This window comes from Catonella morbi ATCC 51271, from assembly GCF_000160035.2.
GTDB lineage: Bacteria > Bacillota > Clostridia > Lachnospirales > Lachnospiraceae > Catonella > Catonella morbi.
In genome coordinates this window covers 377773-403920 of record NZ_KI535369.1, presented here as the reverse complement: position 1 = coordinate 403920, position 26148 = coordinate 377773, and the positions used below count along the sequence as shown (strand labels likewise).

26 protein-coding genes are annotated in these 26148 nt (G+C 37.2%); 3 read left to right on the top strand and 23 right to left on the bottom strand.

Features of this window, described 5'->3' with window-relative positions; genetic code table 11:
- Nucleotides 1-12 precede the first annotated feature (12 nt).
- The 9 genes from GCWU000282_RS12525 to GCWU000282_RS17290 form a co-directional block, all read right to left on the bottom strand.
- Nucleotides 13-1227: a HEPN-associated N-terminal domain-containing protein gene (locus tag GCWU000282_RS12525; protein ID WP_023355517.1), complete on the bottom strand. Its 1215-nt coding sequence runs from the start codon at nt 1225-1227 to the stop codon at nt 13-15.
- 201 nt (nt 1228-1428) lie between these two features.
- Nucleotides 1429-4728 (bottom strand): S8 family serine peptidase, encoded by a 3300-nt coding sequence (locus GCWU000282_RS17295; protein WP_035040751.1) that lies wholly within the window; start codon nt 4726-4728, stop codon nt 1429-1431.
- The gene (locus GCWU000282_RS12515; protein WP_023355515.1) at nt 4716-5039 is read right to left on the bottom strand and encodes a hypothetical protein; all 324 of its coding nucleotides are present in this window, start codon (nt 5037-5039) and stop codon (nt 4716-4718) included. The genes GCWU000282_RS17295 and GCWU000282_RS12515 overlap by 13 nt, the downstream gene beginning before the upstream one ends.
- A 341-nt stretch (nt 5040-5380) precedes the next feature.
- The gene (locus tag GCWU000282_RS12510; protein WP_023355514.1) at nt 5381-5602 is read right to left on the bottom strand and encodes a DUF1648 domain-containing protein; all 222 of its coding nucleotides are present in this window, start codon (nt 5600-5602) and stop codon (nt 5381-5383) included.
- A 19-nt stretch (nt 5603-5621) separates the two neighbouring features.
- Nucleotides 5622-7181, bottom strand: a complete 1560-nt coding sequence (locus tag GCWU000282_RS12505) for an ABC transporter permease (RefSeq protein WP_023355513.1) — start codon at nt 7179-7181, stop codon at nt 5622-5624.
- Nucleotides 7168-7884 (bottom strand): ABC transporter ATP-binding protein, encoded by a 717-nt coding sequence (locus GCWU000282_RS12500; RefSeq protein WP_035040748.1) that lies wholly within the window; start codon nt 7882-7884, stop codon nt 7168-7170. Before GCWU000282_RS12500 ends, GCWU000282_RS12505 begins: the two co-directional genes overlap by 14 nt.
- A gap of 98 nt (nt 7885-7982) precedes the next feature.
- The gene (locus tag GCWU000282_RS12495; RefSeq protein WP_023355511.1) at nt 7983-8609 is read right to left on the bottom strand and encodes a TetR/AcrR family transcriptional regulator; all 627 of its coding nucleotides are present in this window, start codon (nt 8607-8609) and stop codon (nt 7983-7985) included.
- 198 nt (nt 8610-8807) lie between these two features.
- Nucleotides 8808-9602: a CPBP family glutamic-type intramembrane protease gene (locus GCWU000282_RS12490; RefSeq protein ID WP_023355510.1), complete on the bottom strand. Its 795-nt coding sequence runs from the start codon at nt 9600-9602 to the stop codon at nt 8808-8810.
- 48 nt (nt 9603-9650) lie between these two features.
- Nucleotides 9651-9773 (bottom strand): hypothetical protein, encoded by a 123-nt coding sequence (locus GCWU000282_RS17290; RefSeq protein WP_023355509.1) that lies wholly within the window; start codon nt 9771-9773, stop codon nt 9651-9653.
- 133 nt (nt 9774-9906) lie between these two features.
- On the opposite strand from GCWU000282_RS17290, the gene GCWU000282_RS12485 reads away from it, so the two are divergent.
- Entirely contained in the window at nt 9907-10452 is a 546-nt protein-coding gene (locus GCWU000282_RS12485; protein WP_023355508.1) for a flavodoxin family protein, read from the top strand.
- Between the two features lie 4 nt (nt 10453-10456).
- Here the strand turns inward: GCWU000282_RS12485 and GCWU000282_RS12480 are convergent, their stop codons facing one another.
- The 4 genes from GCWU000282_RS12480 to GCWU000282_RS12465 form a co-directional block, all read right to left on the bottom strand.
- Entirely contained in the window at nt 10457-10999 is a 543-nt protein-coding gene (locus GCWU000282_RS12480; RefSeq protein WP_023355507.1) for a hypothetical protein, read from the bottom strand.
- Complete coding sequence (locus GCWU000282_RS16425) at nt 10992-11750, bottom strand: ImmA/IrrE family metallo-endopeptidase (protein WP_023355506.1); 759 nt, start codon at nt 11748-11750, stop codon at nt 10992-10994. Before GCWU000282_RS16425 ends, GCWU000282_RS12480 begins: the two co-directional genes overlap by 8 nt.
- Nucleotides 11747-12088 (bottom strand): helix-turn-helix domain-containing protein, encoded by a 342-nt coding sequence (locus tag GCWU000282_RS12470; RefSeq protein WP_035040744.1) that lies wholly within the window; start codon nt 12086-12088, stop codon nt 11747-11749. Before GCWU000282_RS12470 ends, GCWU000282_RS16425 begins: the two co-directional genes overlap by 4 nt.
- Nucleotides 12089-12320: 232 nt before the next feature.
- The gene (locus GCWU000282_RS12465; protein WP_035040741.1) at nt 12321-12578 is read right to left on the bottom strand and encodes a hypothetical protein; all 258 of its coding nucleotides are present in this window, start codon (nt 12576-12578) and stop codon (nt 12321-12323) included.
- A 663-nt stretch (nt 12579-13241) separates the two neighbouring features.
- On the opposite strand from GCWU000282_RS12465, the gene garR reads away from it, so the two are divergent.
- On the top strand, nt 13242-14168 hold the full coding sequence (gene garR / locus GCWU000282_RS12460; protein ID WP_023355502.1) for a 2-hydroxy-3-oxopropionate reductase: 927 nt from the start codon (nt 13242-13244) through the stop codon (nt 14166-14168).
- 175 nt (nt 14169-14343) lie between these two features.
- On the opposite strand, the gene GCWU000282_RS12455 is transcribed toward garR, so the two are convergent.
- Nucleotides 14344-15444: a CdaR family transcriptional regulator gene (locus tag GCWU000282_RS12455; RefSeq protein WP_023355501.1), complete on the bottom strand. Its 1101-nt coding sequence runs from the start codon at nt 15442-15444 to the stop codon at nt 14344-14346.
- 237 nt (nt 15445-15681) lie between these two features.
- Between GCWU000282_RS12455 and GCWU000282_RS12450 the strand changes: the two genes are divergently transcribed.
- Nucleotides 15682-16824, top strand: a complete 1143-nt coding sequence (locus GCWU000282_RS12450) for a glycerate kinase family protein (protein WP_023355500.1) — start codon at nt 15682-15684, stop codon at nt 16822-16824.
- 153 nt (nt 16825-16977) lie between these two features.
- Here GCWU000282_RS12450 and GCWU000282_RS12445 read toward each other — a convergent pair whose 3' ends face one another.
- The 9 genes from GCWU000282_RS12445 to GCWU000282_RS12405 all read right to left on the bottom strand — a co-directional run bounded on the left by GCWU000282_RS12445 (nt 16978) and on the right by GCWU000282_RS12405 (nt 26017).
- Nucleotides 16978-17811, bottom strand: a complete 834-nt coding sequence (locus tag GCWU000282_RS12445) for an SDR family NAD(P)-dependent oxidoreductase (RefSeq protein ID WP_023355499.1) — start codon at nt 17809-17811, stop codon at nt 16978-16980.
- Between the two features lie 68 nt (nt 17812-17879).
- Nucleotides 17880-18908, bottom strand: a complete 1029-nt coding sequence (locus GCWU000282_RS12440) for a substrate-binding domain-containing protein (RefSeq protein WP_023355498.1) — start codon at nt 18906-18908, stop codon at nt 17880-17882.
- 75 nt (nt 18909-18983) lie between these two features.
- Complete coding sequence (locus GCWU000282_RS12435) at nt 18984-19949, bottom strand: ABC transporter permease (RefSeq protein ID WP_051384190.1); 966 nt, start codon at nt 19947-19949, stop codon at nt 18984-18986.
- A 19-nt stretch (nt 19950-19968) separates the two neighbouring features.
- Entirely contained in the window at nt 19969-21486 is a 1518-nt protein-coding gene (locus GCWU000282_RS12430) for a sugar ABC transporter ATP-binding protein (protein ID WP_023355496.1), read from the bottom strand.
- 29 nt (nt 21487-21515) lie between these two features.
- Nucleotides 21516-22187, bottom strand: a complete 672-nt coding sequence (locus tag GCWU000282_RS12425; RefSeq protein WP_023355495.1) for a cyclase family protein — start codon at nt 22185-22187, stop codon at nt 21516-21518.
- A gap of 11 nt (nt 22188-22198) precedes the next feature.
- Entirely contained in the window at nt 22199-23128 is a 930-nt protein-coding gene (locus tag GCWU000282_RS12420) for a transketolase family protein (RefSeq protein ID WP_023355494.1), read from the bottom strand.
- 4 nt (nt 23129-23132) lie between these two features.
- Nucleotides 23133-23966 (bottom strand): transketolase, encoded by an 834-nt coding sequence (locus GCWU000282_RS12415; RefSeq protein ID WP_023355493.1) that lies wholly within the window; start codon nt 23964-23966, stop codon nt 23133-23135.
- A 36-nt stretch (nt 23967-24002) separates the two neighbouring features.
- The gene (locus tag GCWU000282_RS12410) at nt 24003-24806 is read right to left on the bottom strand and encodes a sugar phosphate isomerase/epimerase family protein (RefSeq protein ID WP_035040737.1); all 804 of its coding nucleotides are present in this window, start codon (nt 24804-24806) and stop codon (nt 24003-24005) included.
- A gap of 170 nt (nt 24807-24976) precedes the next feature.
- Nucleotides 24977-26017, bottom strand: a complete 1041-nt coding sequence (locus GCWU000282_RS12405) for a zinc-dependent alcohol dehydrogenase (RefSeq protein WP_023355491.1) — start codon at nt 26015-26017, stop codon at nt 24977-24979.
- Between the last annotated feature and the right edge of the window lie 131 nt (nt 26018-26148).

Here is a 26148-nt window from a genome sequence, read left to right as displayed (position 1 = left end):
CTATGTAAGTTTTCAAATCCAGCTTATATTATAATTATTATTTTCAATTTCTTTATATGTTTTTGGTTCGGCATATTTATCTTTTATAAGCTGGACTCTTTCCATTGCCACGGAATCACTCTTTTCTATGCAGTCATTTGTATCTACAAAGAGAACTGTATTGAAAGCCGCCCTGGCTTTGGAACTGCCGTATCTGATACCTTTAATGTAGTCTGTTCTTTGAAAGTATTTTGTCAGTACCTGAGTAGGCCTGTATACACTTGATTCACTTTGAGGTTTGGATATTTCTCTGCTGAATTTCTTCATAAAAAGACAGACTTCTCTTTGTTCGGCATTCTCCAAATCAAACAGGCTCGGTACTTTCATCAAATTGACTTTTCGGTACAGGTCTAAAACCTTAATTTTTTTATTTACATGAAATTTTCCGATTGTATACTGTTTTCCTTTATTAATATTCTCAATTTTATTGGCATTGGCTTCAAGCAATATTGTCTTAATATTTCCTGAACCGTAAAACATAGAATCTCCTGCCTCATTCATCCTGTTATCCTTTGAATAAGTCGGTAGCGAAGTCCCTATAAATGATGCCGGAATATAGTCAATACCATATACATCTGAAAAATCACTTCCGATATAATCAACACATTTATAAATACTTTCATCCGGCTTAAAATCTTCAATCAAGTCCAATCGCCTGCAATAATCATAAATATCATCCAGAAACTCGCATATTTTTCTAACCGGATGTTCAAGGGGAACGTGATTTCTGACCGCTATTATCTGTTCGGCTGACAGTCTGGATTTTTCAAGCAGCGAACAATATTCATCCCATTTTGAAAAGCGTTCACTCCTGTCCATTTCCGCAAAAATATTCGACCAGTAGCGGTTTTCCAGTTTTGAATATACTGAGTTTAATACTTTTTCATCCTCAATCCCTGCTTCATACGCGATTTCTTCATGCACCAAATCGTATGTATCAATGGGCTTCGGTCCAAATCCAACCTCTTCTTCACTGTCCGGCGGAAGACTGTTCTCTGCATAATCATATTCTTTTCTGATGCCTCTCATTATTACATCAACAATGCAATCGATACTCACTACTTTCCTTCTCATTAGGCTGAAAGAACAGGTTCCGAATATTCCGTTTTCGTAAATGTATTTTTTTAAGTAATCATCTTCAAAAAAATCCGCACTTATCATTTCATCTGATATATGTTGTATTGCCACTTTTCTGTTTCCCCTCTACTATTAAGTAACTGATTAAATAAAACATACCACAATTTATGGACTATTGCAACTTTGGATAATCTTACGGTTGATTACAAAAAACTATCCTCCACCCAATTTCTCAGGCAGAGGATAGTTATAAATTAACCTCAAGCTACCACACTATTATCTTAGACCTCTTAAACAGTATGATATAACCAATTATTTCTTTTTAGTCTTTTTTCTTAAAACAGCATAATCTCCAGATTTATCTGTCTTAAATACAAGTTCCTTTGTCTTCTTATCATAGGTTGCTTTGTAACGTTTTCCGGTTTTTACATCCGTTGCATAGAATACGTAGCCTTTTACCGCTTTCTTGTATGGAAGTCTTATTTCTATCTTCTCCTTACCTTCGGATACAAGCAATTTAACCTTATAAGCATCCTTTGTGAAAAGAGCCTTAAATTTAGCAGCGATTTTTGCCAATGTACCTTTTGCCTTAATCTTTGTGATTTTGAACTTCTTTTTGGTGCTTTCCGGCTTGGAATCCTTTCCTGTTGCATCACCCTGAGGAGTTTTGTCAGCATCTATATCAAGCTTTTCATCAGTAGGTGTTGGCTTAGGTGTAGGCAGTTCAGAAATCGGCGTTGAAGGTCCCGGTGTTGAAGGTCCCGGATTTGAAGGTACTACAGGTGGGTTTACAGGAGGGTTGGTACCCGGCTGTGGCTTTTCTTTAATTGAATCTGAAAGAGGCGCATCATATGCATTTCCTGCCCAATCCACTATGTACAGATAAATATCTTTAAGTTCCTTGCCTTCACCGGCCGTAGAAGTATCGATTATATATTCTTCTTTATCTTTTTTAACATCCAGATATTTTTCTTTACCATTTTCTTCAACGTATGCCAGTACCTCTTTCACTCCTGCAAGCTCTTCTTTAATCTTGCTGAGTTTAAATTCTCCCTTATTCTTATCATAAGAAGAAAGCTCTACCTCAGGCTTAACCCTGTCTACTATAAAATTATAGGACTTTGTCTGCAAGTCTGCTCCGTCTATAAGAGGACGAACACTTACTTCAAGCACATACTTTCCGTCAGGAGCATCGGCATCACCATTTTTACCTTTCCATACCCAGTCAGAACCTGTTGATACTTTTTCCAAAATGTCTTCATCTTTAACAATAGCATCTCCATGATAATTTTTTACACCTTCTGTATCTTCTTTACTTGTGTAAATTACATCATTGGTTTTTGTATCTTTTATCTTCATTGTCATATCCCTGAAGCCTCTGAGGAAGGTTCCGAAGAATCTGACATAATCATTTACTCCATCTCCGTTAGGTGAAATTGCCAAATGTTCATCGGTGTAAGTTGAATTCTGCGCATCTATTTCCACTTCACCTAAAACAACCGCGTACTTGCCTACAGCACTGCCTAAGTGGGTAAATGTACCGTACGGACTATAGTGTACAGGTCTTTTTCCTGCCTTTTCCAAGGTATATATGTCATCCTCAAGTACAGCGAGATTAGCCCAGTCACCTACGAAACCTGAAACAGGTATGCTTATTTCCACATCTGTATCAGAAGAAAATACTATAAAACCATCCAAATAATTTCCGTTTGGAGCCTCAGGGAAGGTATACTGTGAAACATCTACCGTTGCCTGAACCTTTGTGCTCTTTCCCGCTTCTACGGTAAAACTTCCGATATCGATTGCACCCAAAGTTACAGGCTCAAGCGAAAAATACTTTCCGTTCTTTCCGGCCTCTACTCCGTCTGTAGTAAGATAGAGCTTTGCATTATAGGTAATACTGCTGCCTGTTATATTTTCCAATGTAACATTGATATCAGCTTTTCCGCCTTTTTCTATACTTCCGAGATTTACACTCGATACATGGTCTGCTCCGTACGCAACCGCAGGTGCATAAATAGCATTGTAGAGATTTAATACTCCGGCTCCCTGCTGTCTAGGAGAAGTAAATTCTCCGCTTTTTTCGTTCTTATTAGGTATAGCAGAGCTCATAAGCAGATTCTTTGTAAGTACCTGCTTTGCATCATCTGTAAGATTAGGGAAATCCTTGTTTATTCTCTGCATAATAACGGCAACCGCTCCCGCAACATGAGGAGAAGCCATACTTGTACCGGACATATTGACATATGAGCCGTCATTTACCGTAGAATAAATATTTCCTCCCGGAGCGGTTATATCAGGTTTGAATCCTCCGTCAGATGTAAGTCCCCAGCTACTGAAATCAGACATTCTTCCTGCATTGGCATTCTTTGTGTTCACTGTTTTCTTTGCAAGACGAAGCTTTGATGATAAATTATCTTTTAAATAAAGTCCGTCATCATAAGAAATCATAGTTGTAACCACATCTTTATTATTTGTCAACATGCCTATAAGGTTTGATCCGCCTGCCTTGCTGTTAAAAATGATTACAAACTTGGCCCCATGGGCCTTCGCATTCTTAACCTTTTCTTCAAAAGTGATTTCTCCTCTTCCAATAAGCACAATTTTCCCGGCTAAACTATCTTCACCGTCATTTGCAAAATCATCTTTTTTTCCAAGTCCTCTGTACACAATTTCCATGTAATTATTGTACAGCTCATCTTTATTAGGATAAGCATCTATATTCATAAGGGTTGAATGTATAATTTGCTTACCGGAATTTTCTATTTCCAGATAATTTCTTCTTATTATAGTATTCTCTATAGATGCAACCGTAAGAGCCTCAGGTACTATACCCGGAGAAGCAGCAAGACCGTAATCAGGATAGTTTACATCCGGTTTTGATGTTCCTTTTCCAAAGTATCCGTCATTTCCTTCAGCTATTGCTACGGTTATACCTGCAGCCTTTGCTTTATTTATTACATCGGAAACAGCCGGATCCTGGAATTTTATGGAACCCGCACCTGATCCGAGACTCATGTTGGCTGCATTTACACCCAAAGAAATACAATCCTTCAGAGCGTTTATATAATCTCTTGAACGCGCTCCCTTTGAATTGTCACCAAAAACTTTCATTATAACAAGCTGGGCATTAGGGGCCACACCTTCTACTTCATTTTCTGTAGGATCAACAGGGTTAGCCGCGGTAATACCCGCTACGTGCATACCATGTGACTCTTTATCAGGTTCTTTTACATCATTGTTCCTATCAGCATAATCATAAATAAAAGGAATCTTCTGGTTTACATATTCTCCTTTATTACTGCCCGCTATAAATCCTTTTGCCTTATCTTCACTTATCTTCCCGGTTACCCCTTCATCCAAACGGAAATCCGGACTTTTTACATCAGCTCCAGAGTCGATAATGGCTACAGCCATTCCTCTACCGTCATATTCTGCAGGAACCTTATCTTTTACCATTTGGATATTGCTTGCGATATAGTTCCTGATGCCTGCTCTTCCTGCATCTTCCTTAGGCATTATAACTTTTTTGTAGATTTTTTCCTTGCTTATACTTTCAATCTCAGGCAGAGCGGCAAGTTTAAGTGCATCAGCTTTTGTTATCTTAAGCACGGCTCCCGCGAATTCGGTATTGAAAACCTCTTCGACTTCCCTTCAACTCCAAGGCTCTTTACCTTGTCTGTAAAAGCTGTAACTGCTGCGGCAGGGTTACCGTTATCCTTTAACATAACGATAAAGGAGCCTTTTCCTTCCTCTTCGCCCTTAAGCTGTACTTCCCAGCCGGCAACCGGCGAACTTACAGCATTCCGGTTCGATGTGGCAGTCTTTCCGCCATTTTCATTTGCTAAGGCAACACCCGCCTGAAAAGACGATAAGCTTGTAGCCAAAGCCAGGGTAAGACATAAAACTTTTTTTGAAACCATTACCTTTTCTCCTCCCTAATAATGTGATTTAGAATCATCCTCATAACATAACCCAAACTATTCACGAAACATTAAAAGGTCTGTGACCTAAGGCGTGAATAATTGGAGTTTAATATAGTATAATTATTCATAATAATAGCTATATCAATTTGTTATATAATATTCAGACAACTCTATGCAAGCCAGATTAAATGATGTTAACCTGATAACATATTATACATAATAATTTTATAATTGTCTATAAATATTCATATTTTCTTAATATTTCTCTGTTTTCTTTAAAATGTAACCGGTTTTGGAAGAGATTACCAACAGATGACAGATATATGTTTATTAAGTATTCATTTCATCTTTTTATTTTTCCTTCCTCGCACGAATTTCCAATATATAGAGTACGGAATGACTGTAGCAAACAGAAGATAATTTTTATTAGCAAACATATCCGGGGCTCCTTTTATATTGAAATGGACAGGAATTTCCTCCGGAAGAAATAAGCAAGCAGCAAATATTACAACCATCATGACCAGCAGCACCAAAACATCTTTTAACAGTCCATCTTTCATACAATTTTTCCTCCCGAAATTAAATAAAATTTGACTTACCGGTTTTTATATAAACTCCGCTTGAAATAACAAGCAAAATAACTGATACTATCTGCAAAACAGGTGTTATGTGAATATTAAAAAACCAATTAAGAAGAATCGGAGTAATAAGTACAATTATTCCGATAAGCCCGGATACAATAACAGGCATACTCTGCTTTACTACCATCATCTCACTTTCCCATTCATAGTTAGGATATTTTTTATTTAATGAAACTCCTATCACTGTTATAAAAAGTGAATAACATACAGGAACAATTATCAAGTTAATAACTTGAACAGGGTTCATATCAAGTTTTAGAACAAATACAAGTATGGAAATCAGGTATCCAATCAAATGAAGTGTAAGGTTTACAGCTATCTTTGAATTTAAAATCGTTTTTACCTCAACAGGAGAACTTTGCAAAATCCAAATATTTTTTCCTTCTAAAGATATTGCCGAAGCTGCCGGACAACTAAGCGAGAGCATTGATGCAATAAAAATCGGAGCTAAATTTGAAAGATATTCGTTAATATTTTCAATTCCCGAATATTCCTCTATTTTTTGTAAAGAATTAAAAAGTAAAAACACACTGAAAACACATAAAAGTATCACGCCAAGTCCTGCGTTCAATACTGCCATATATGAGCTTAAAAAACGCCCCATTTCCTTTTTATATAAGGCAAAAAATACCGATTTTCTACTATAAGAACTTTTGTTGTCAGAATATCTTGATGTTGTTTTAGCAAGAGAATTAAGCAATCCATACTTTAATGAAACAATTTTTACAAATATATAAAAAACCACTGTTGAGAGGATAATAAATAATCCCACACCAATATAAGCCGGAACATTATTGTTTTGCATAAATAGCTTAGATAGCGGGTACAGCCCTGTAATTTGCTTAGCAAGGATAATGCCGGCACTGTTTTCATTACCTGATTTCATAGCTGACACTGCAACATATCCGATTATCCCAAGCATCACAAAAGAAAAGATTAAAGCAATAACATTTTTTCTTTTAAAAAAAGATGAAGCGACGACAATAACGATACCCATACAGGCTGCTATGCACATTGGTATCAACGGAACAAAAATTATTGAAAGAAAAAACAGCATAATCTGTAATGCGTTTAAACTTCCATTTAATACCCAAACAATTCCTCCCGGAAGCATAAACATCAATCCTATTAGAAAATTCAATAAATACATAAACATAAACTTGCTACTTATAATATCTGAGCTTTTTAAAGGAAGAGATAAAAGAGTTTCCATGTCATGACTTCCAAACAAAATTCCGTTAGAATAAAATATTGTCAAAAATAAGATTGCAAAGCCGGATACCGCTACCATATATGCCGGTATCAACTCCTGCAGTCCCACTTGCACCAAAGTTTTTGCTGTCATAATATTATAGGCACAAAAGAATATAGCAAGAGTTATTATTCCAAAGCTTGTAATAGCAATAGAACTTTGTTTTTTATTTCCCGGTTCTCTAATTTCGTTGATTGGGAAGAAATTTATCAATTGTGCTCTAATTAATATCCTAATTTTGCTCATTATCCTGTACCTCCATGAAAAAAGTTTCCAAAGATTTATCACCTTTTACTTCTTCTGTATTTCCGCTTGCGATTAACTTCCCATTTTTTATAATGGCAATCTTATTACATAATTTTTCTGCAACATCCAATACATGTGTTGAAAAGAAAATAGCGCCCCCATCTGATACACATTCATGCATTATTTTCTTTAATAAAAAAGCTGCTTTCGGATCAAGCCCGACAAAAGGCTCATCTAAAACCATTAGCTTCGGTGCATGTACCAGTGCTGAAATAATAGCTGTTCTCTGCTTCATGCCATGTGAGTACGAAGATATCATCCTTGAAAGATGCTCAGTCATTTCAAATAAATCGCTGTATTTCCTAATTCTTTCTTTGCGTATTTCAGTGGAAACTTCAAATAAATCCGCAATAAAATTGATGTACTGAAATCCTGTCATATATTCATATAAGTCCGGATTATCCGGAATATAGGCCATCATTTTTTTACAAATAACAGGCTCTGCCTTAATGGAATGCCCATCAACAGTTATACTTCCGTTCTCAAAATCATGGATACCGACTACCGCTTTTATCGTTGTAGTCTTCCCCGCGCCGTTCGCTCCAATAAAACCGTAAACGTCTCCGGACTGCACTGAAATGGACAGTTCATCAACAACCTTTTTGTCTCCGTAAAATTTGCTAAAATTCTTTATCTCCAACATACGTTTTACCTCCATTGACACTTTGTCAGTTATTCTTTGAAATAATACCGATAGCCTAGGTAGCAGCTATCGGCGCATTATTTTTTATTACAAACATTCTACTCTTTTTGATTGCTGAAGAGTTTTTTTGTATTTAAGCTTTGCTCAAGCATTATCTTAAATGCGTTTAAATAATCATTAGCAGGTTCTTTTTCTGAATATCTTATCTTTATGTTATTTGAAACAAAAACATAAGCTGTCATAAGAAATTCCGCTATTTCTACCGGATATTTTACAGAAAAAACTTTTTCTGATATCCCCTGATTTATTATCCTCTCAAAATATATTGTCAGTTTTTCAATAAGCTTATGGGATAACTTATCTATCATATATCTATTTTCTTCAAGATCAACTGTTTTTTGTAATTCACTTTCCTCATCTGTAACACTTTCAGAAGAAATAATGGTTTCGTCAATAAAAGCTCTGATTTTTTCTATTGCATTTTTTTCTTCATCATAAGCAATCAAATGAATACGCCTCAGTAACTTATCTGAATATTGTTCCACAAGACAATATAAAATATCCTCTTTATTTTTGAAATGATAATACAACAGTCCCCTTGATATATTTACTTTATCAACTATATCCTGTGTTGTTGTATTTAAGTATCCTTTCTCCATAAATAACAGCATTGCAGCATTGATAATCTCAGCACGGCGCATTTCAGGTTCTTTAACATCTCGCATTTTACACCTCCCGGTATCTATACTACATCTGAGCTGACAATTTGTCAATCAGTTTTAAATATCCTTATTTTCATTACTTTCTCTTTAACTTTAGTCATCAAAAAAGGAAGTATCGGCTATTTGCTTTTACTTCCTTTTAGCAGTTTTATTAAATTGTTTTACTTTGACAAATTCGAAGTTGCTAATTTTTTTATTATATCACTTTTTCAATAAGGACATAGATATCACATCATAAATAAAATGAACCCCCATGGCAGTAAATAAATCCCGTTTCCAGGCCAAGATAGTGATAGGCGCAGCTACCAAACAGACCTGTATTAAAGCGGGTAAAGAGTGGAAAAATCCATAAACAACTACCTCATCAATAACATGAAGCAGGGCAAAAGGTATAACCATGATCAAAAAAGCCAAAAGTTTTGGCGGCTCTTTCCCCTTGCACATATACACTATAACAGAGAATATAAATAAGCGGAAAATAACTTCCTCTGATACACCGGCTCCAAGAGCTCTAAAAATTGATAAAATATCAAAACTAAATCTAAGCGGATTCTGTCCAAGCCATTCCATAAATATAAAAATACAGCCTATGAATATAATAATAGCAATACTTTTCATAATATCTTTAACTTCACCGAAACGAAGCAAAAGCATTATACTTTCATAATTACAGTTTAATGTTACACTTCCCAAATATGCAAAGAATGCACATATGCCTGAAATAATCCCCATATAATTAACAGGGCTTGTTACACCGATAGACAATAAGCCTAAACATAACGCGATAATATAATCTTTTTTTGCTAATTTTTCAAAGTCAATGATTACCACGGAACAAAGTATAATAAAGGTGTAAATGATGCCGAATAAATGAAAGGTATACGGTTTATATTGAATATTTTTAGTAGGAACGGTTATACAATAAATAGAAATAAGACACACGCAAAGCACAAGAAACATAGCCAGCTTTATTGTTATCGCTCTCCTGTTTTTCATTTGAACCCCTCTTATATAATATTTTCTTAGCGGTTATGTCTAAATGACTTAAAGTCTATTTTTATCGCCCCATTCACACATTCCATCTAAAATCGGAATAAGCGACAATGATAATGTATAACCAAAGCCGGTAGAATTTATACACTCGGCAGAAATACATTTTTCATACATTTTACACTCTCCTATAGGTTAGTATTGAACCTGACTGAAAGTATTGCACTTCAATGTACGTACTTGTTACAAATCTAATTCTAGGCATAATTATAGTATAAGTATTTGGAAAGGTCAATTTTAAGGGATTATTATGAATAAGAAAATTGTGGTTATTACCGGCAGTCCGAGAAAAAACGGAAACAGTCTTACTATGACTAAAGCTTTTATTAAAGTCGCTGCAGACAAAGGGCATTGTGTTACCGTATTTGATGCTACTCAGCTGAATATTGGCGGTTGTCAGGCTTGCGAAACCTGTTTTAAGAGGGGTAAGGCCTGTTCATTTGATGATGACTTCAACTCTATTGCTCCCGCAATCTTAGAAGCAGATATCATCATTTACACAATGCCTGTGTATTGGTACTCTATTCCCGCTAAAATCAAGGCAGTTATCGACAAAACATTTCCTTTCGGTATGGATGATGAGAATGTGGCCGGTAAGGGCTGTGGATTAATATTCTGCTGTGCAGATGACGATATTTCTGTTATGGATGGAGTACGAATTCCGATTGAGCGTACTGCTGCCCTGTTAAAATGGCATATGATAGGCGAGGTTTTAATACCGGGAGTACAAAATCCGGGAGAAATCGAAAAAACTGACGGCTGTGAGCAGGCTATAGCGCTTGCGGAAAGAATATGATTTATTATCTTATCATAATGACTTTACTTTCTTGGAGAAATTCTGTAAATGAATTTGCTCCTATTTTCCTTTTCTTCTTTAACATATTTGCCCAAATAGTATTGCCCTCCTGTTCTGTAATAAGTCCATTTTGGAAAGCTTCAACCAGTATGTCACCTGTTGTAACATGTTTTAATGAATACTTGTTTACATAATAACCAACATCTCTAAGGTTATTACTTCCTAAAACTCCGTTATGCTTTTTAGCAAGAGATATTGACGCAGCTTCTCCACTGCCAATCAATTTATTCCCGGAAAAAGTTGTCAGTTCTCTGTATAGAGAATATTCTTCCGAGTTAATATCCATACTCATAACAATAGCTGAACCATTAGCTATAAGTTGATCTATTCGAGCTTTTAAATGAGGGATCGTTGGTCTGTCAATTTCATTATACACTTCTTTGGGAATAACGATTTTACCTGAATACATTTTTTCTAACAAGCTTTCTTCATTGATCCATAAAAATGCACAGATGCAGTCAGTATCAAAAAATAAGGAATCAGTCAAGAGTTATATCCTCCTCTCCGGCAATTCCATATACTATATCATCTCTGAAAGCATCTAATAACAAACTTTCATATTTGCCTTGTGATATTAGTTCTTCCTCCAATAGCTTTTCAGAAGATGCGATATAATGACCAAGCACAATACCTTTTCTATTTTCAGGTAACGAACGATAAAGGCTTATATCATATCCTAATTTTGCCGCAGTCTCTATAATACCAACTTCCATACCTTTGATTTGTTCACTTTTAAGATAACCCTCATTTAATAATCTATATAACATAGCTTTATGACTTACACCATAATACTGTTCAATTCTTATTACATCTTCAAGTGTAAGACATTCTTTATTCCCGTTTTCTCTTATATCTTCGATCATATCATATAGAGATGAAGAAGGAATTAAAAAATACGAGGCAAATTGGTCTGCCTTTTTTTCGTTCTCATCATTGCTTCCAATCATAATAGGGCTAACTGCATTTACGGCAGAGTCATCAAAATACAAATGATACAACTCATGTGCTAAAGAGAATCTTTGTCTTCCAATAGACATATCTGAGTTTATGGCTATAACATTGGAAGTTTCTCCCTTATAACTTACACCACTGATATTAGTCCCAAGCGGATAAAAAATGAGGGTAAAATTGTCTATTTTTTGAACTAACTTAAAAATATCAACAGGTGTTTCTCCATCCTCTCCAAATCTTTTTCTAAGGTTAGAGGCTTTGTTACTCAAGTCCATTTTATCAATCATTTGTGTACCTCCAACATTTTATCCATTTCAAATTGATTCAACACTATTTTATTGATGATAGCTAAAGCCTTGAGATCATCAGATGTCAAATTATTTGTTCTAAATGAAACTGTACACTTCTGTTCCTGATTTTCTCCAAATAAAAGATAATCTACCGTACAACAAAACAAAGCAGATAATTTTTCAATTACATCCGAAGTTATATTTCTCTCTCCTTTTTCTATTTTTGCAATCATACTTTGATCTAATGATAAGTATTCTGAGAGCTTAGTTTGAGTAAGCTTGGATTCATATCTAAGGGATCTGATTCTTTTTCCAATTTCAACTAAATTCATCATATCCATTACCTCCTACACTTTTATTCACTCATATTATAACAAATTTTTGTCATAAAGTAAATGATTATTCGAAGTATTTTTATGACAGATCTGAATTAGGATAAAAATAGAGAGGAATATTCCTCTCTGCACATTTTAATGTCCGCCATTATTCTAAATTAGCAAAGCTAGTGCAAATAAGGATTTATCCGATATCGCCTCAGGGTTCGCATTGTGCGGTTAGCAGATCTATTTAACATATCATAAATCGATACTCCCATTTCTTCATTAATGACTTTGCAGTAAGTCGAACTTCATCTATAAAAAGATAATACTTTTCATCTTTATTTCCGTATAAAATAGTCTCCACACACTCACATATGTTTATTGGATTTCTGAACTTGTAATTTTTTCTCTGATCCGGTTCAATCTTTATAATATTATCTTCACTTACATTCTCTGAAAGAAGATAATTATAAAAAAGGTCAAAAGCAAAATCGATTTTCCACATCTTCGAATACCGATAATTACCTTGACCTATCCATTCCACGTATTGTGTACAATACGTTTTAAATAAGAATCTTGTTTTATTATGAATTCAGCTTAAATCTGTGACATTTTTATTGCTACTTTTATATATAACATAACATGTTTTCTCAAAACTTCAAGTGAATATTTGGAATATTGCAATGAATTTACCACAATTATATTTATTTTTACAGGTAAGAAATCTAAAATGAACTTTAATAAATAACTTAGAAATTAGCGACAATCAGGCAAATTATTCAGTCACATAGATTGGAGACGACGGCAGAACAGGGCTTCAAGAAGTACCCGCATTTTAACCGTCTTGACGTGAATTTGATAAAAAGACTGCATTTCTACGATGTGTAGCCTTTTATTCAGTTTTAAAGTATCAAAAATTCGTTTAATAATTTTGGTATCTATAACACTCTTATTTACCATAACTCCCAATTATTTATTATCCGTACTATAGAAAAGAAGATTGTAAACATTTATTATGAAATATATAACTATGGTTTGATGCTGATTTTTGGTAGAATTTTAAGTCCGTTTCAAAAAACTTGCTATTTTAAATAAGCACACGTTGACAAGTAAACCTATAAACGTATCCCTGGTTAGTGATATTCGGCTCAACATAAAAAACATAAAGATGCACAATAAAATCATCAAAATACAGGAGGAAAAAGAAATGAAGGTAGGGTTTGTGGGATTAGGAATAATGGGACAGCCGATGGCTAGAAACGTTATGAAAGCCGGTTATGATTTAACCGTATATACGCTTATTCCTGAAACAATCGAACAATTTAAGAAAGAGGGCGCCAGAGGGGCTGCTAATGGTAAAGAACTCGCTGAGAATGTGGATGTGGTTATACTTATGCTTCCAAACTCTCCAGACGTAGATGAGGCTCTTTTCTGCAAAAATGGCTTAGTTGAGGGACTTTCAAGTGGAAAAGCAGTAATAGACATGAGCTCTATAAATCCGGTAGAGTCAAAGAGATTTGCAAAAGTTTTGGCTGAAAAGGGAGTAGATTTTCTTGATGCACCTGTTTCCGGTGGAGAGCCTAAGGCCATAGACGGAACCATTTCCGTTATGGTAGGAGGTAAAGAAGATGTTTATAGCAAGTATTATGACCTTATAAAATCTATGGCAGGGAGTGTTGTAAGGGTAGGAGATGTCGGTGCCGGAAATACTACAAAACTCGCAAACCAGATAGTTGTTGCTCTCAATATCGCTGCGGTAAGCGAGGCATTTACTCTGGCAAAGAAAGCAGGTGTTGATCCTAATCTAGTCTATCAGGCAATCAGGGGCGGTCTTGCCGGCTCCACGGTAATGGATGCCAAGGGTCCTATGATGCTTGAAAAAAGATTTGATCCCGGCTTTAGAATCGATTTACATATCAAGGATTTACAGAATGCGCTTGATACCGCTCATTCCGTGGAAGTTTCACTCCCTCTTACAGCAGGGATTATGGAAATATTACAGGCACTGAGAATAGACGGTCACGGAAAAGAAGATCATTCTGCTATAGTTAAGTATTACGAAAACATTAACAAATTGATTGTTGGTGATAATTAATGCGTAATATTGGAAGTAAAATTTAGGCAAGTTAAGGGCGGTTTGGGTACTGATGTATATGCGTCGCGGATCTAAACCGTCTTTTTTAGTTGCTTCGAATTATTTCGTCCATAAAATCGTAGTGAAAAAAGCCCGCTTCCATATTTTTTTTAATATAAAACTTCAAAAAATATGATTATCGTGCGACATAGGACAATTGTTCTAGCTTCAATGCCATATATAGCACATTTGCCTCTGTAAAAATTCTCGGATTGCAACCGGTAAGTCTTGCAATTTTATCAAGCTTGTACTGCAACGTGTTCTTGTGGATATAAAGCTTTTCACTGGTTTCTTTTAAGGACATATTACTTCCAAAATATATTTTTAATAGACTTCTGTCCTCCTCGTCAAGTGCGGAGAGATTTCTTTTTACAAATAAACTTCCGGCTTCCTCAGATATATTTCCAAGCAGAATTTCAAGATTTAAATCGTCATAAATTGCCAGAGTTTCATCCCCCATCATACAGTTTATAGCAAGCCTCGCATTTTTGTAGGAGCGGTACTGCTTCAATATGGGATAACTGTTTCCTATGCCGACTTTGACTATTGGTTCATATCTGTTTGCGAGACGGGTAAAAAGCCCTATGTAATTCTTTATTTTTATGCTTTCAAGAAGAATTACAAACTCGTTTGATAAATTTGATATAAAGAGTCTTGAGCCAGTTTGCTCAAAGCAGGAATAAACCGCATTTTCGATAAGAGAAATATTTTCCGGATTGTATTTTGTATCAATCTTCACAACTATAGTATTATATTCTACACAATCTGATATTTTTTCTTTCTTAAGTATAGATTCAAGATACTCCTGATTAATATGTTCTTTATGGATTATAGCCCTAATAAGCTGATTTAATTGAGTTTTTTGTATCTGTTCTATCCGTTCAAGCTCGTTCTCTCTTAAAATAATTCCTGAAATTCTTTGTGCAAGATAGGCAAACTTTCTTACTTCATCCGGTATTCCTGAAATCCCTATTACGGCGATAACCTCTCCATGGAAAATAAATGGTATATTGACACCGGGTTTGCTCCCTGAAAAATTATCCGAGGGCTCGACCTCTATTGTTTTTCCCGTTGCCGCAGCCTGTTTTCCTATCTCATGATAATCTCCAACCCTATTTTTGTCGGTACTTGCAAAAATTATCCCCTTCGGATTTATAAAATTTATGTCGTGATTGCATACGTCCTTTACCGCAAGAACTATTTCATCGGCCAATATCCCACTTATTATTTCTGTCATAATTTTTTCCTCTCTGAACGGATGTATTATATAACATATTTTAACATAAAAATAGAACTAAATGTAGTATGGATAACATACATTGAATAAATATTTTTTATTATAATAAAATAAACCCCAATTATTTGGGATAAGCCGTATAGTTACGGAACGTTTTAAAAACCCAGATCAGATCAGACCATACTCTACGGCTTACTGTGGAGTATTTGACTTTAAGCCACAGAAAAGGAGTTTTGTATGAAAGTGACAGTCGCTGTAGATTCTTTTAAAGGAAGCTTAAGTTCCCTAAAAGCAGGTGAAGCCATAAAAAAAGGAATTCTTATATCAATGCCTGAGGTAATGGTAACTGTGAGACCACTTGCAGACGGTGGAGAGGGAACGGTGGAAGCACTTATCTTTGCCATAGGGGGGATTATCGATAATGTTAAGGTCATGGGACCACTCGGAGAAAAAATCGAAGCTCGCTACGGTATAATAAAAGAGAGCAAAACCGCCGTGATAGAAATGTCAGAAGCAGCTGGAATTACACTTATTTCCGAAGAAAAGAGGAACCCCCTTAATACGACGACTTATGGGGTTGGAGAACTTATAAAAGCTGCTGTAAATAAAGGATGCAGAAATTTTATAGTGGGCATAGGAGGAAGTTCTACCAATGACGGCGGAGCAGGAATGCTTCAGGCATTAGGCTTTGGATTGCTTAATAATGACGGAAATCAGATACCCTTAGGGGCTAAAGGGCTTAAAGATTTAGTTATGATAACTGACAATGATGTCTTGCCGGAGCTAAAAGAGTGTAATTTTAAAATTGCCTGCGACGTCACCAATCAACTTTGCGGCAAAAGTGGCTGCAGTACCGTTTTTGGACCTCAAAAGGGAGCAACTTCCGAAATGATAAAGGATATGGACAGTTGGCTTAAGCGATTTGCAAGGCTTACAAAAAATAAATACGCTTCGTCCGATGCAAAACTTCCGGGTACGGGAGCCGCAGGAGGACTCGGATTCGCCTTTTTATCATATACAAATTCTTCTCTCAAATCAGGTATAGACATTGTTATAGAAGAAACAAGACTTGAAGATTATATAAAAGAAGCCGATATTGTAATAACAGGTGAAGGCCGCCTTGATGGACAAACAGTTTTCGGAAAAGCACCTGTGGGAGTGGCGAAGCTTGCAAAAAAATATGAAAAAAAAGTGATTGCCTTTGCAGGCTCGGTCACAAAGGATGCCATCGTTTGTAATGATTACGGAATAGATGCCTTTTTCCCTGTATTGAGGAGAATAACCAGCCTAAAAGAGGCTATGAAATCCGAAAATGCAGCTGAAAATCTCTCCGATACGGTTACTCAGGTATTTAATCTGATCAAAATGAGTACTGATTAAAATCTAAATAAGAATCGCCGAAAGGAACAATTACACGCCATAACATTGTCGCACATAAAAACAGCCGATAGCTTGTTTATGCCTTAGTACGGTTTGTTGCACAAGTATCGGCTATTTTCTTAGTCTCTTATTATGTCAGCTCAGTCTGTTACCTTAAATCTCCCACGGCTGTCCTCCTGCAAGACAACCTCCATCCACAACACAAAGTTGCCCCGACATATATGATGAGGCATCCGAGGCTATAAGCACAGCCATTCCTATCATATCTTCAGGATACCCGGGACGAGCCATTGCTATCCTATCCAGCATATACTTACTGTAGTACGGATCATCCCACAATTGAGCAGTCAACTTCGTACTTATGTGCCCCGGTGTCAGGGCATTAGACCTGAAACCATACTTTGCCCACTCTATTGCCTGGCTGCGTGTCATCGCAGCAATTCCGCTCTTACTCATACCATAAACGGAATTCCCTCCTAGCATCATAACGCTGTTATATGAGGCAACATTCATAATGGACAAATGTATCCTTTCGTTTTCTGCTAATTCCTCGTTTCTCTTAATCATTTCCTTTGCCACTTTTATAGACATCAAATAAGCACCTCTCAAATTTACGCCTATAATCTTGTCAAAAGTATCTTCTGAACCATTAGTCATAAGCAGTCTTTTATTAATTCCCGCAATATTTGCAAGTACATCTATCTTACCGTATTTTTCCATTACGATATCTACAGTCTTGTAAATATCCTCTTTATTCATAAGATTTAGCGATAGTGTCATGCACTCCCCATTATCTTCTTTAATTTGACTTTCCACTTCTTTTAATGCTTCTTCATCTATATCAGCGATTACAACCTTTGCGCCTAACCCGGCGTAAGCTTTGGCGATTACACTGCCGATTTGTCCGGCACCGCCTGTCATCAGTATTACCTTATTTTCCAGCGAAAATAATTTGCACAGGTTTTCCCCTATTTCATTTTTACACATTTTACTATTATGCCTTTCCGTAATATCCAAACATCTTTGTAACCCACAAAGTATTTTTAAATCTTGCTTTACTTATCCGTCAACGCAACTTCTACCAATTTATCGTACACATCATTGATATTATCCTGCGTTACCAAGAGCGTATCAACGGATATCTCTTTTTCAGGTGTTCCACCATCAAGATGAGTCTTTAGGCAGTCAACAGCGGTGCGTCCCATAAAAACCGGTTGCTGTGCCGCAGTCGCTAAAATATCTCCACTTTTTATTGCTTCAACCACTTCCGGAGAACAATCAAAACCGACAATTTTACATTTGTCATTATTTATTTCTTTAAGTGCCGTAACAGCACCCATGCTCGGATCCTCCGAATGACAGAATATACACTTCAGGTTGGGATAAGATGTAATCAAGTCTTGCGTATAACGCACACCCTCATCACGGTTTACCTTTTCCATTTGCCTAAAATCAACTTCTTTTAGCTTTTCCTTTATTCCCTCTTCAAATCCTTCTTTGCGCAGCACACCATTCTTTCTTGCCTGATTTAGGGCTATTTGCGCTATTTCATCTCCTTTATTCAGTTTATCTGCCACATATTCACCCAGTTTTTTTGCGCCTCCTGAATTATCCGTTGAAATAAACGAAACGTATTCACCCGAATCTGTTCCTATATCACAGATTACAACCGGTATTCCCGCCTCTTCCGCAGCAGATAGAACCGCTATGCAAGACGCTGAATCTGTCGGGGAAATAACAATACCGTCTACTTTATTGGTAATAGCGTCCTGCACATTTGCAAGCTGTGTATTTGCATTATCTTTAGAATCATATACTGTAACTTTGACTCCGGGCATTGTATTTTTTGCCTGATCTTCAATTCCATGTTTCATATAGCACCAAAACGGAACATCTAAAGATGGTGTCAGATATGCTATAGATTTGCCCTTGTAATTTCCTGACGACGCGCCGCTTTTTTCAGCAGAAGCATTTTTAGATGTTTTCTCCTGTGAAGCAGAGTCTTTATTACCGCTTCCACAGGCAGCAAGCTGTACTGCTATCGCAAATACAATACCCCATAGTAACACTTTGTTCTTTTTCATACTTTTTCTCCTCCTTGTTCGCTTTTTACAGTTGTCTTAGTTTCATATAATACACAGCGGGTATAAAAAGTAATTTCACGCTTTTTTATGCCTCATACGGGAAATTCGTTCCGCCAGTACCGCAACCACTATTACCGCTCCCAGAGCGCTTCCCTGCCAATATGGGTTGATTCCAAGAAGATTTAGTGCATTTCTTAAAAAACCCACCAAAAATATTCCTACTACCGTACCGCCTATTGTTCCTTTACCTCCGCTCATACTCGTACCGCCTATAACCGCAGCGGCAATAGCATCCATTTCAGCAATGCTTCCATAGGTAGGATCGCAAGCCATCATCCTTGAAGTCATAATCCATGCCGCAATACCGCACATAAATCCGCAAACGATATATGCCGCACACACATTCCATCTTACATTGATTCCCGAAAGCTTGGCTGCATCCGCATTTGAACCGCATGCATATAAAAAACGTCCAAACTTCGTTTTCTGAAGAATAAAAGCAAAAATAATAAAAACAATTACCATAAGAATCAAATACATAGGAATACCCATAACACGTTGCTTACCTATAAATTGCCAGCTTTGGGGAAATCCCGATTGAGTATTTGCATCGGAAATGACATAGTCCAAACTCCTGCAGATATTCATCATACCGAGGGTTACAATAAATGCCGGCATTTTAATATATCCTATCAAAATTCCATTTATCAGTCCACAAATCAAAGCCACTGCCATAATAGTAATAAATCCTACTACTGAGTTCTTTGTCTGCACCATCAGTATTGACCCTATCATTCCTGACAATCCTAAAATTCCACCCACAGATAAATCAATTCCACCTGTAATAATAACGAGTGTCATCCCAACACTAAGCATCGCGTTCGCCGACACCTGTGAGGCAACATTAAGCATGTTCTGTGAGGACAGGAAGTTAGGAGATACAATACTCATAACAGCGAAAAATACACAAAAAACACCGAGCATTGTCAATTCTGTCTTATAATTCTGTACAGCCCGCTTCATTCTGCTTTGCTTGTTCATATATGCCTCCTGTATTGATTTATCCCATTGTAGAAAAATAGCCAATTCTTTCTTCGCTTATCTCGGATGCACTAAGTGAACCGGTAATTCGACCTTCACGCATAACATAAATAGTATTGCATAATCCCATAACTTCAGGCATTTCAGAAGAAATCACCACCACTCCCACTCCTTCTTTTGCAAGATCGTACAGAATCTGATAAATATCCGCCTTTGCCCCTATATCAACCCCTCTGGTAGGTTCGTCAACTATCAATAGTTTAGGTTTCAGCATTAACCATTTTGCTAATAAAACCTTTTGTTGATTTCCACCTGAAAGTGATTGAACCGCGACATCAGGGCTAGTCATTTTAATCCGCAATCCGGAAGCCATCTTTTCGCATAATTCCTGCTCCTTTTTATCACTTATGTAAGCCCCTCCATGTACTGTCAGTTCTTCAATATTAATATTGATACCTATGCTTAATTCCTGGAATAACCCGTCATGTTTTCGATCCTCGGAAACATAGCCGATACCTTCTCTCATTGCGGTTCTGATACTGTTAGGTTTAACTTCCTTACCCAATATCATAACCTTACTGTCTCGACTTCGATTATATGCTCCGAATATGCATTTGGCCATTTCCGTTCTTCCTGCGCCCAAAAGTCCCGAAAACCCTACAATCTCGCCTCTGCGAACCGAAAAGTTGACATTTTTCACAAAGCCTACCGTATCACTTAAGTTTTTTACTTCCAAAACTATTTCTTCTTTATCAAATTCTTTTGAACCGCTTTTCTCTGCTCCGTACAGATTCTCTACTTCTCTGCCGACCATAGCCTTTATCAACGATCTTTCATCAAGTTCCTTTGTTTTTGCGTTCCCCAAAACCTGCTTCCCATCGCGTAATACGGTAATTCTGTCGGAAATCTCATAAATTTCATTTAACTTATGGGATACTATAATAAAGCTTGTTCCTTTCTTTTTCATGTTTCTGATTAAATCAAATAAAAGACTTATCTCTCGTTTAGTTAAAGACGCAGTAGGTTCATCCAAAATTAGGATACTCGCATCTTTTGAAACCGCTTTAATAATTTCAACAATCTGCATCTGCGCAATTGAAAGATTTTCGACCCTCTCATATGGATCAATATAATCTTCCATATTAAAAAGTTTCAGTAATTCCCACGTTTTTTTAACCATCGATTTCTTATCCGAAAAAAATCCCGCCTTATAATAACCCGGAGAAGTAAGGAAAATATTCTCTGCAACGGAAAAATCTTTCATCAAAGAAAATTCCTGCGTAACCATGGCTATTCCTTTTTCATTAGCCTGTCTTACACTACTAAAACTGCATAGCTCGCCACGAATATACATTTCCCCTAAATCTGCCCGATGAATTCCCGTTATTACTTTTGAGAGTGTAGATTTTCCGGCACCGTTCTCTCCCATAAGCGCATGTATTTCTCCCTCCAGCAACTCAAAGGAAACACCTTGTAGTGCCGGTACTCCATAGAAATATTTGGTAATATTTTTCATTTCAACTATAACTTTTGCCATCTTGAAAAATCACCACCCCACTTCAATATTCACTCTACTGCAACTACCGAAGCAACTGCTCTTGCCGGAGCCCCCGAAAATCCCTGTAACTTAATCGGATAAGCACAAAAGTCACATACCTTATAATCCATTAATTCATCTGGAAACAATAACTCCTCCAATGCCCAAATCCCATTTCCCAAAAGAATCTCATGACAAGGTCTACCAGTTCCTTCATGCCAACCGCCGATACTCAGACAATCTATTCCGCAACCTTTTATTCTTTTTTTTGTAAAATATTCAGCCAGCTCACCGGTAATATACGGCCAGTCACGACAGTATTCAGTATCCCAAGCCTTTCTTTTCTGTCCCCAGCCTGTATTTAGCAAAACAATTGATTCCTCTCGAATTAAATCGTCATACTCTTGCAAATTTTCAGAATGTATTCCTTGTGCACATTCAAGTTTACCTCGTAGATCCACAATAACCGCTTCTCCTTGCCAATCCTCAACCGGGATCTCATCTACGGTCTTTCCGTCCGGAAAAAAATGAAATGGTGCATCTACATGTGTTCCGGTATGAGCATTCATATTAATGCGTTCCGCATTGAAACCATTATTCGTATAATTCGCTTCATATGTTACTTTTGTCATCTCATATGTAGGCCACCCCGGACAATTGTGATATACCGGTTGAGATAAATCATAAAATCGTTTTCTCATAGCTGGTCTCCTTACATACCATATATTTTTTCAATAGCATCCGCTATATGATCAGCAGTAAGTCCTAAATTCTCTAAAATATCCTCGTAACTGTGCGCAGATGACCCAAATGTGTCTTCTACTCCTACAAATTCTATTGGCTTGTTATCCTTACACAGTGCCTGTGCTATCGCGCTTCCCAGCCCTCCGATTACACTATGCTCCTCCGCAGTTACAACGCCTTTCATATCTCTTGTAAGTTCCTTGATTTTCTCTGTATTAAGAGGTTTTAATGTACTCACATTCACTACACGTACAGATATTTTCCCTTTTAACAGTTCAGCTGCCTCTACGGCCTTTAATACCATAATTCCGCATGCAAATACCACTACATCTTTTCCCTCTTCTATAATTGTCGGGGTATTAAATGCAAACTCTGTTCCTTCTTTTGTCACATTTTCATAATCATTTCGATTTAACCGCATATACATAGGTCCTTGGTGCTTTGCCATATATTTGGTAGCTGCTTCAGTCTCATTTGCATCTGCCGGTACAATTACCGTCATACCCGGAATAACCCTCATATACGCAAGATCATCAATCGACTGATGTGTAGCTCCGTCACCAAAATCCGAACACCCTGCGGAAGAACCGCAAATCTTCACATTTAAGTGACCGATGGCAATACTTTGGCGTATCTGGTCATAAGCACGGCCTGCAACAAAAACCGCAAATGAATTAGCAAAAGGAATTTTGCCTACTCTTGCAAGCCCTCCTGCTACAGAAGCCATGTTTGCCTCGGCAATTCCCATCTCCAGATGTTGCTTAGGATTATCAGTTTGGACCATTTTTCCCATTGTAGAGCCACCAAGATCTGCGTCTAAAACGATTATGTCTTTATTCTCTCTACAAAGCTTAACTAACGTTTTTCCATATGCTTTTCTCTGGTTTGTTTCCACCATTTCCTCACCTCCCTGAAGAAAGTTCTGTCAATGCCTGATTATACTGTTCCTCTGTTAATGCCTTATTATGAAATCCTACCTGATTTTCTGCAAAACTTATTCCCTTGCCCTTGATAGTATGTGCAATTATTGCGGTAGGTTTATCATTCACCTGTTCCGCTGCATCAAGCGCTTCCACAATTTGTTCCATGTTATGACCATCAATTTCAATAGTATGCCATCCAAATGCCTGCCACTTCTCGGCAACAGGCTCACTGTCCATACAGTCTTTTGTTGTCCCCTGTGCTTGCAACCCGTTACAATCAATAATTGCACACAAACTGTCCACTTTTTTTGCTCCAGCTGCCATGGCCGCCTCCCAGATTTGGCCTTCATCCATCTCCCCGTCTCCTACCAGTACATAAACCCGGTTAGATTTTTGATCCATCCTAAGCCCTAGAGCAATGCCCAGTCCAAGACTTAATCCCTGCCCCAATGAACCTGTGCCGATCTCGATACCCGGTGTCCCAAGATGCGGATGCCCTTGTAAATAGAATCCGATATCTTTGCAATGTTGTAAATCTTCAACAGGGAAAAAACCTGCTTCTGCAAGTGCCGAATACTGTAAAATCGCAACGTGTCCTTTTGATAAAAGAAAATAGTCTCTATCTTCCCAGTCTGGATTTTTAGGATCATATTTCATTTTATAAAAGTATAAAGCGGCCATAAGATCGGCACTTGAACAACTTCCTCCTACATGACCGGCAACGCCCACTCCTATGCACAAGATGCAGTCCTTTCTTAAAAGCTGTCCCTTTTTTCTAAGCATTTCAATAAGCTCTTTACTATACTCACTCATCTGTATCCTCCTATATCTACCCTGTTTTAAACTTAACTATACAAAGTATTTGTGGAAAAACTCAACGGCAGCCGGTGCATCCTTATCAAATCCATTCGGTGAATAAGCCTCACAACTGATTCGGGCATCATATCCGACAGTATGAAGGGCTTCGATAAAAGGACCGTAATCCGCCTCGGTAAATACCTTCGGATATACTCTTCCCACAGGGTTTGCAATATGTACATGACGAAGGAACTCCCTACCATCTTTCACTATATGACTAACAGACTCTTTTTCCTCTGTGAGATGGTAAAAATCAATCAATACTTTCACATTTTCTTCATTGACTGCCTTTGCAAGTTCAACACCTTCCTCAAAAGTATTTATCAGATTACACTCCTCTTTTCTGAGGGGCTCAATCACAATACCGATACCGTTTTTTTGTGCAATTCCCGCAATTTCATGGAGCATGCTCACCACTTGCGATAAACCTTTTTCTTTAGGAAATCCGTCAGGAACATTTTTAGCCGGTCCGCTTCCAAAAACGCAATATTCCACTCCAAGAGAAGCTTCCTTAAAAAAAGCCTTCTCCGCATATTCTTTGATTGTTTCAATATTTGTATCCGGTCCTGTCAAACGCATTGTTACTGGAAAAAGATTGTTGCCGGTTTCACATTGAATCCCGGTTGCCTTCAATCTTTTTTTTAGCGTTTCAAAATCTCCATCCGAAAGTTCCATAAGTTGTGCAATAGGTAATTCGGCATAATCAAAACCATATTCTGCCAATTTCTCAATCCATTCCATTCCTGTTTTATCAGGCTTTGTAGCTACCATATTCAAGCAACATCCAAATCTCATAATATCCTCACTTTATTTTTACCGTTATTTTACCCAAATTATTCGCGAAATGCCTCTCATAGTCACAGGCCGAAGCTGTTTCTACTATCATACTATGCAGAATAAGAGGTCTTTAACTTAGGCGTAAATAATTCCGGTTTTATTATTATCTTTCCTTATCATTCTTGGCTTTAGGCATCCTTATTTTTTGTCGGATCAATAATAATCTTAAGATATTTACCCGGAGTACTTAATAACTCCTCGAAAGCATCAGGTGCTTCCTCCAAAGAAATAACCTTTGAAATCATTTTATCAGCATCAAGTTTACCCGTTCCCAAAAGCTCCACAACTTCTCCGAACTCTGCATGTGTGTAGTTAAAGGAGCCCAGAATATTTCTGGCAGAACAAACGACATCCTGCATATTTAAAGTCATTTCCTTTTGGTGCATGCCCAACCAAACCGCCGTTCCTGCTATATACAATGCTTTAACGGAAAGATTAGCTGTTTCTTCTACCCCTACCGCCTCAAATGATATGTCTATCATATGTCCGTCAGTAAGTTCTCTTATCTTCTCTAATGCATCGGTTTCAGCCGTATTTATTGTATAATCCGCTCCAAACTCTTCAGCCAGTTTTAGACGCTGCTCTGATACATCGGCTACGATAACCATTTTCGGACGATCTGTCAAAATTAACTGCAATAAACAGTCCCCTATTGTACCCGCTCCTATAATCAAAACAATCTTATCCTTAAGATCTCCTGCTTTTTTATATGCGCCGTAAGTTACGGCATATGGCTCAGTTAATGCCCCCCGATAAAAAGTAGTATTTTCAGGTATGCGATATAATAATTTTTCAGGAACCGATACATACTCCGCCATTCCACCGTCAGTCGTCAATACCCCGAAAAAGCTTTTATCCTCACACAACATAGTCAGGCCTCTCCTGCAATTTTCACAATATCCGCAAAAATTAATCGGCTGTGCAATAACCCGATCTCCCAGTCTAAAATTTTTAACCTTACTTCCAATTTCCACTATCTCTCCGCAAAATTCATGACCCATGGTCATCGGGGGTATTCTTCGTCCTGATGTGCCGGTATAACCCGCAGGATCACTTCCGCATATTCCACAGGCTTTCACTTTCAAAAGGCAGGCATCTTCGGCAGGTACCGGCATCGGAACTTCTTGTACTTCCAGATGATATGCTTCCAGAAATCTTAATGCTTTCATTTCATTTCCTCACATTTTTATTATAGTACAGCTATAATACATCTACATATTACTTATTTAGATATATGCTGTCTACTTGTATTACAGATTCTGATTAAAAGTATATATCCAATTCTTTTTTTTGTCAATAT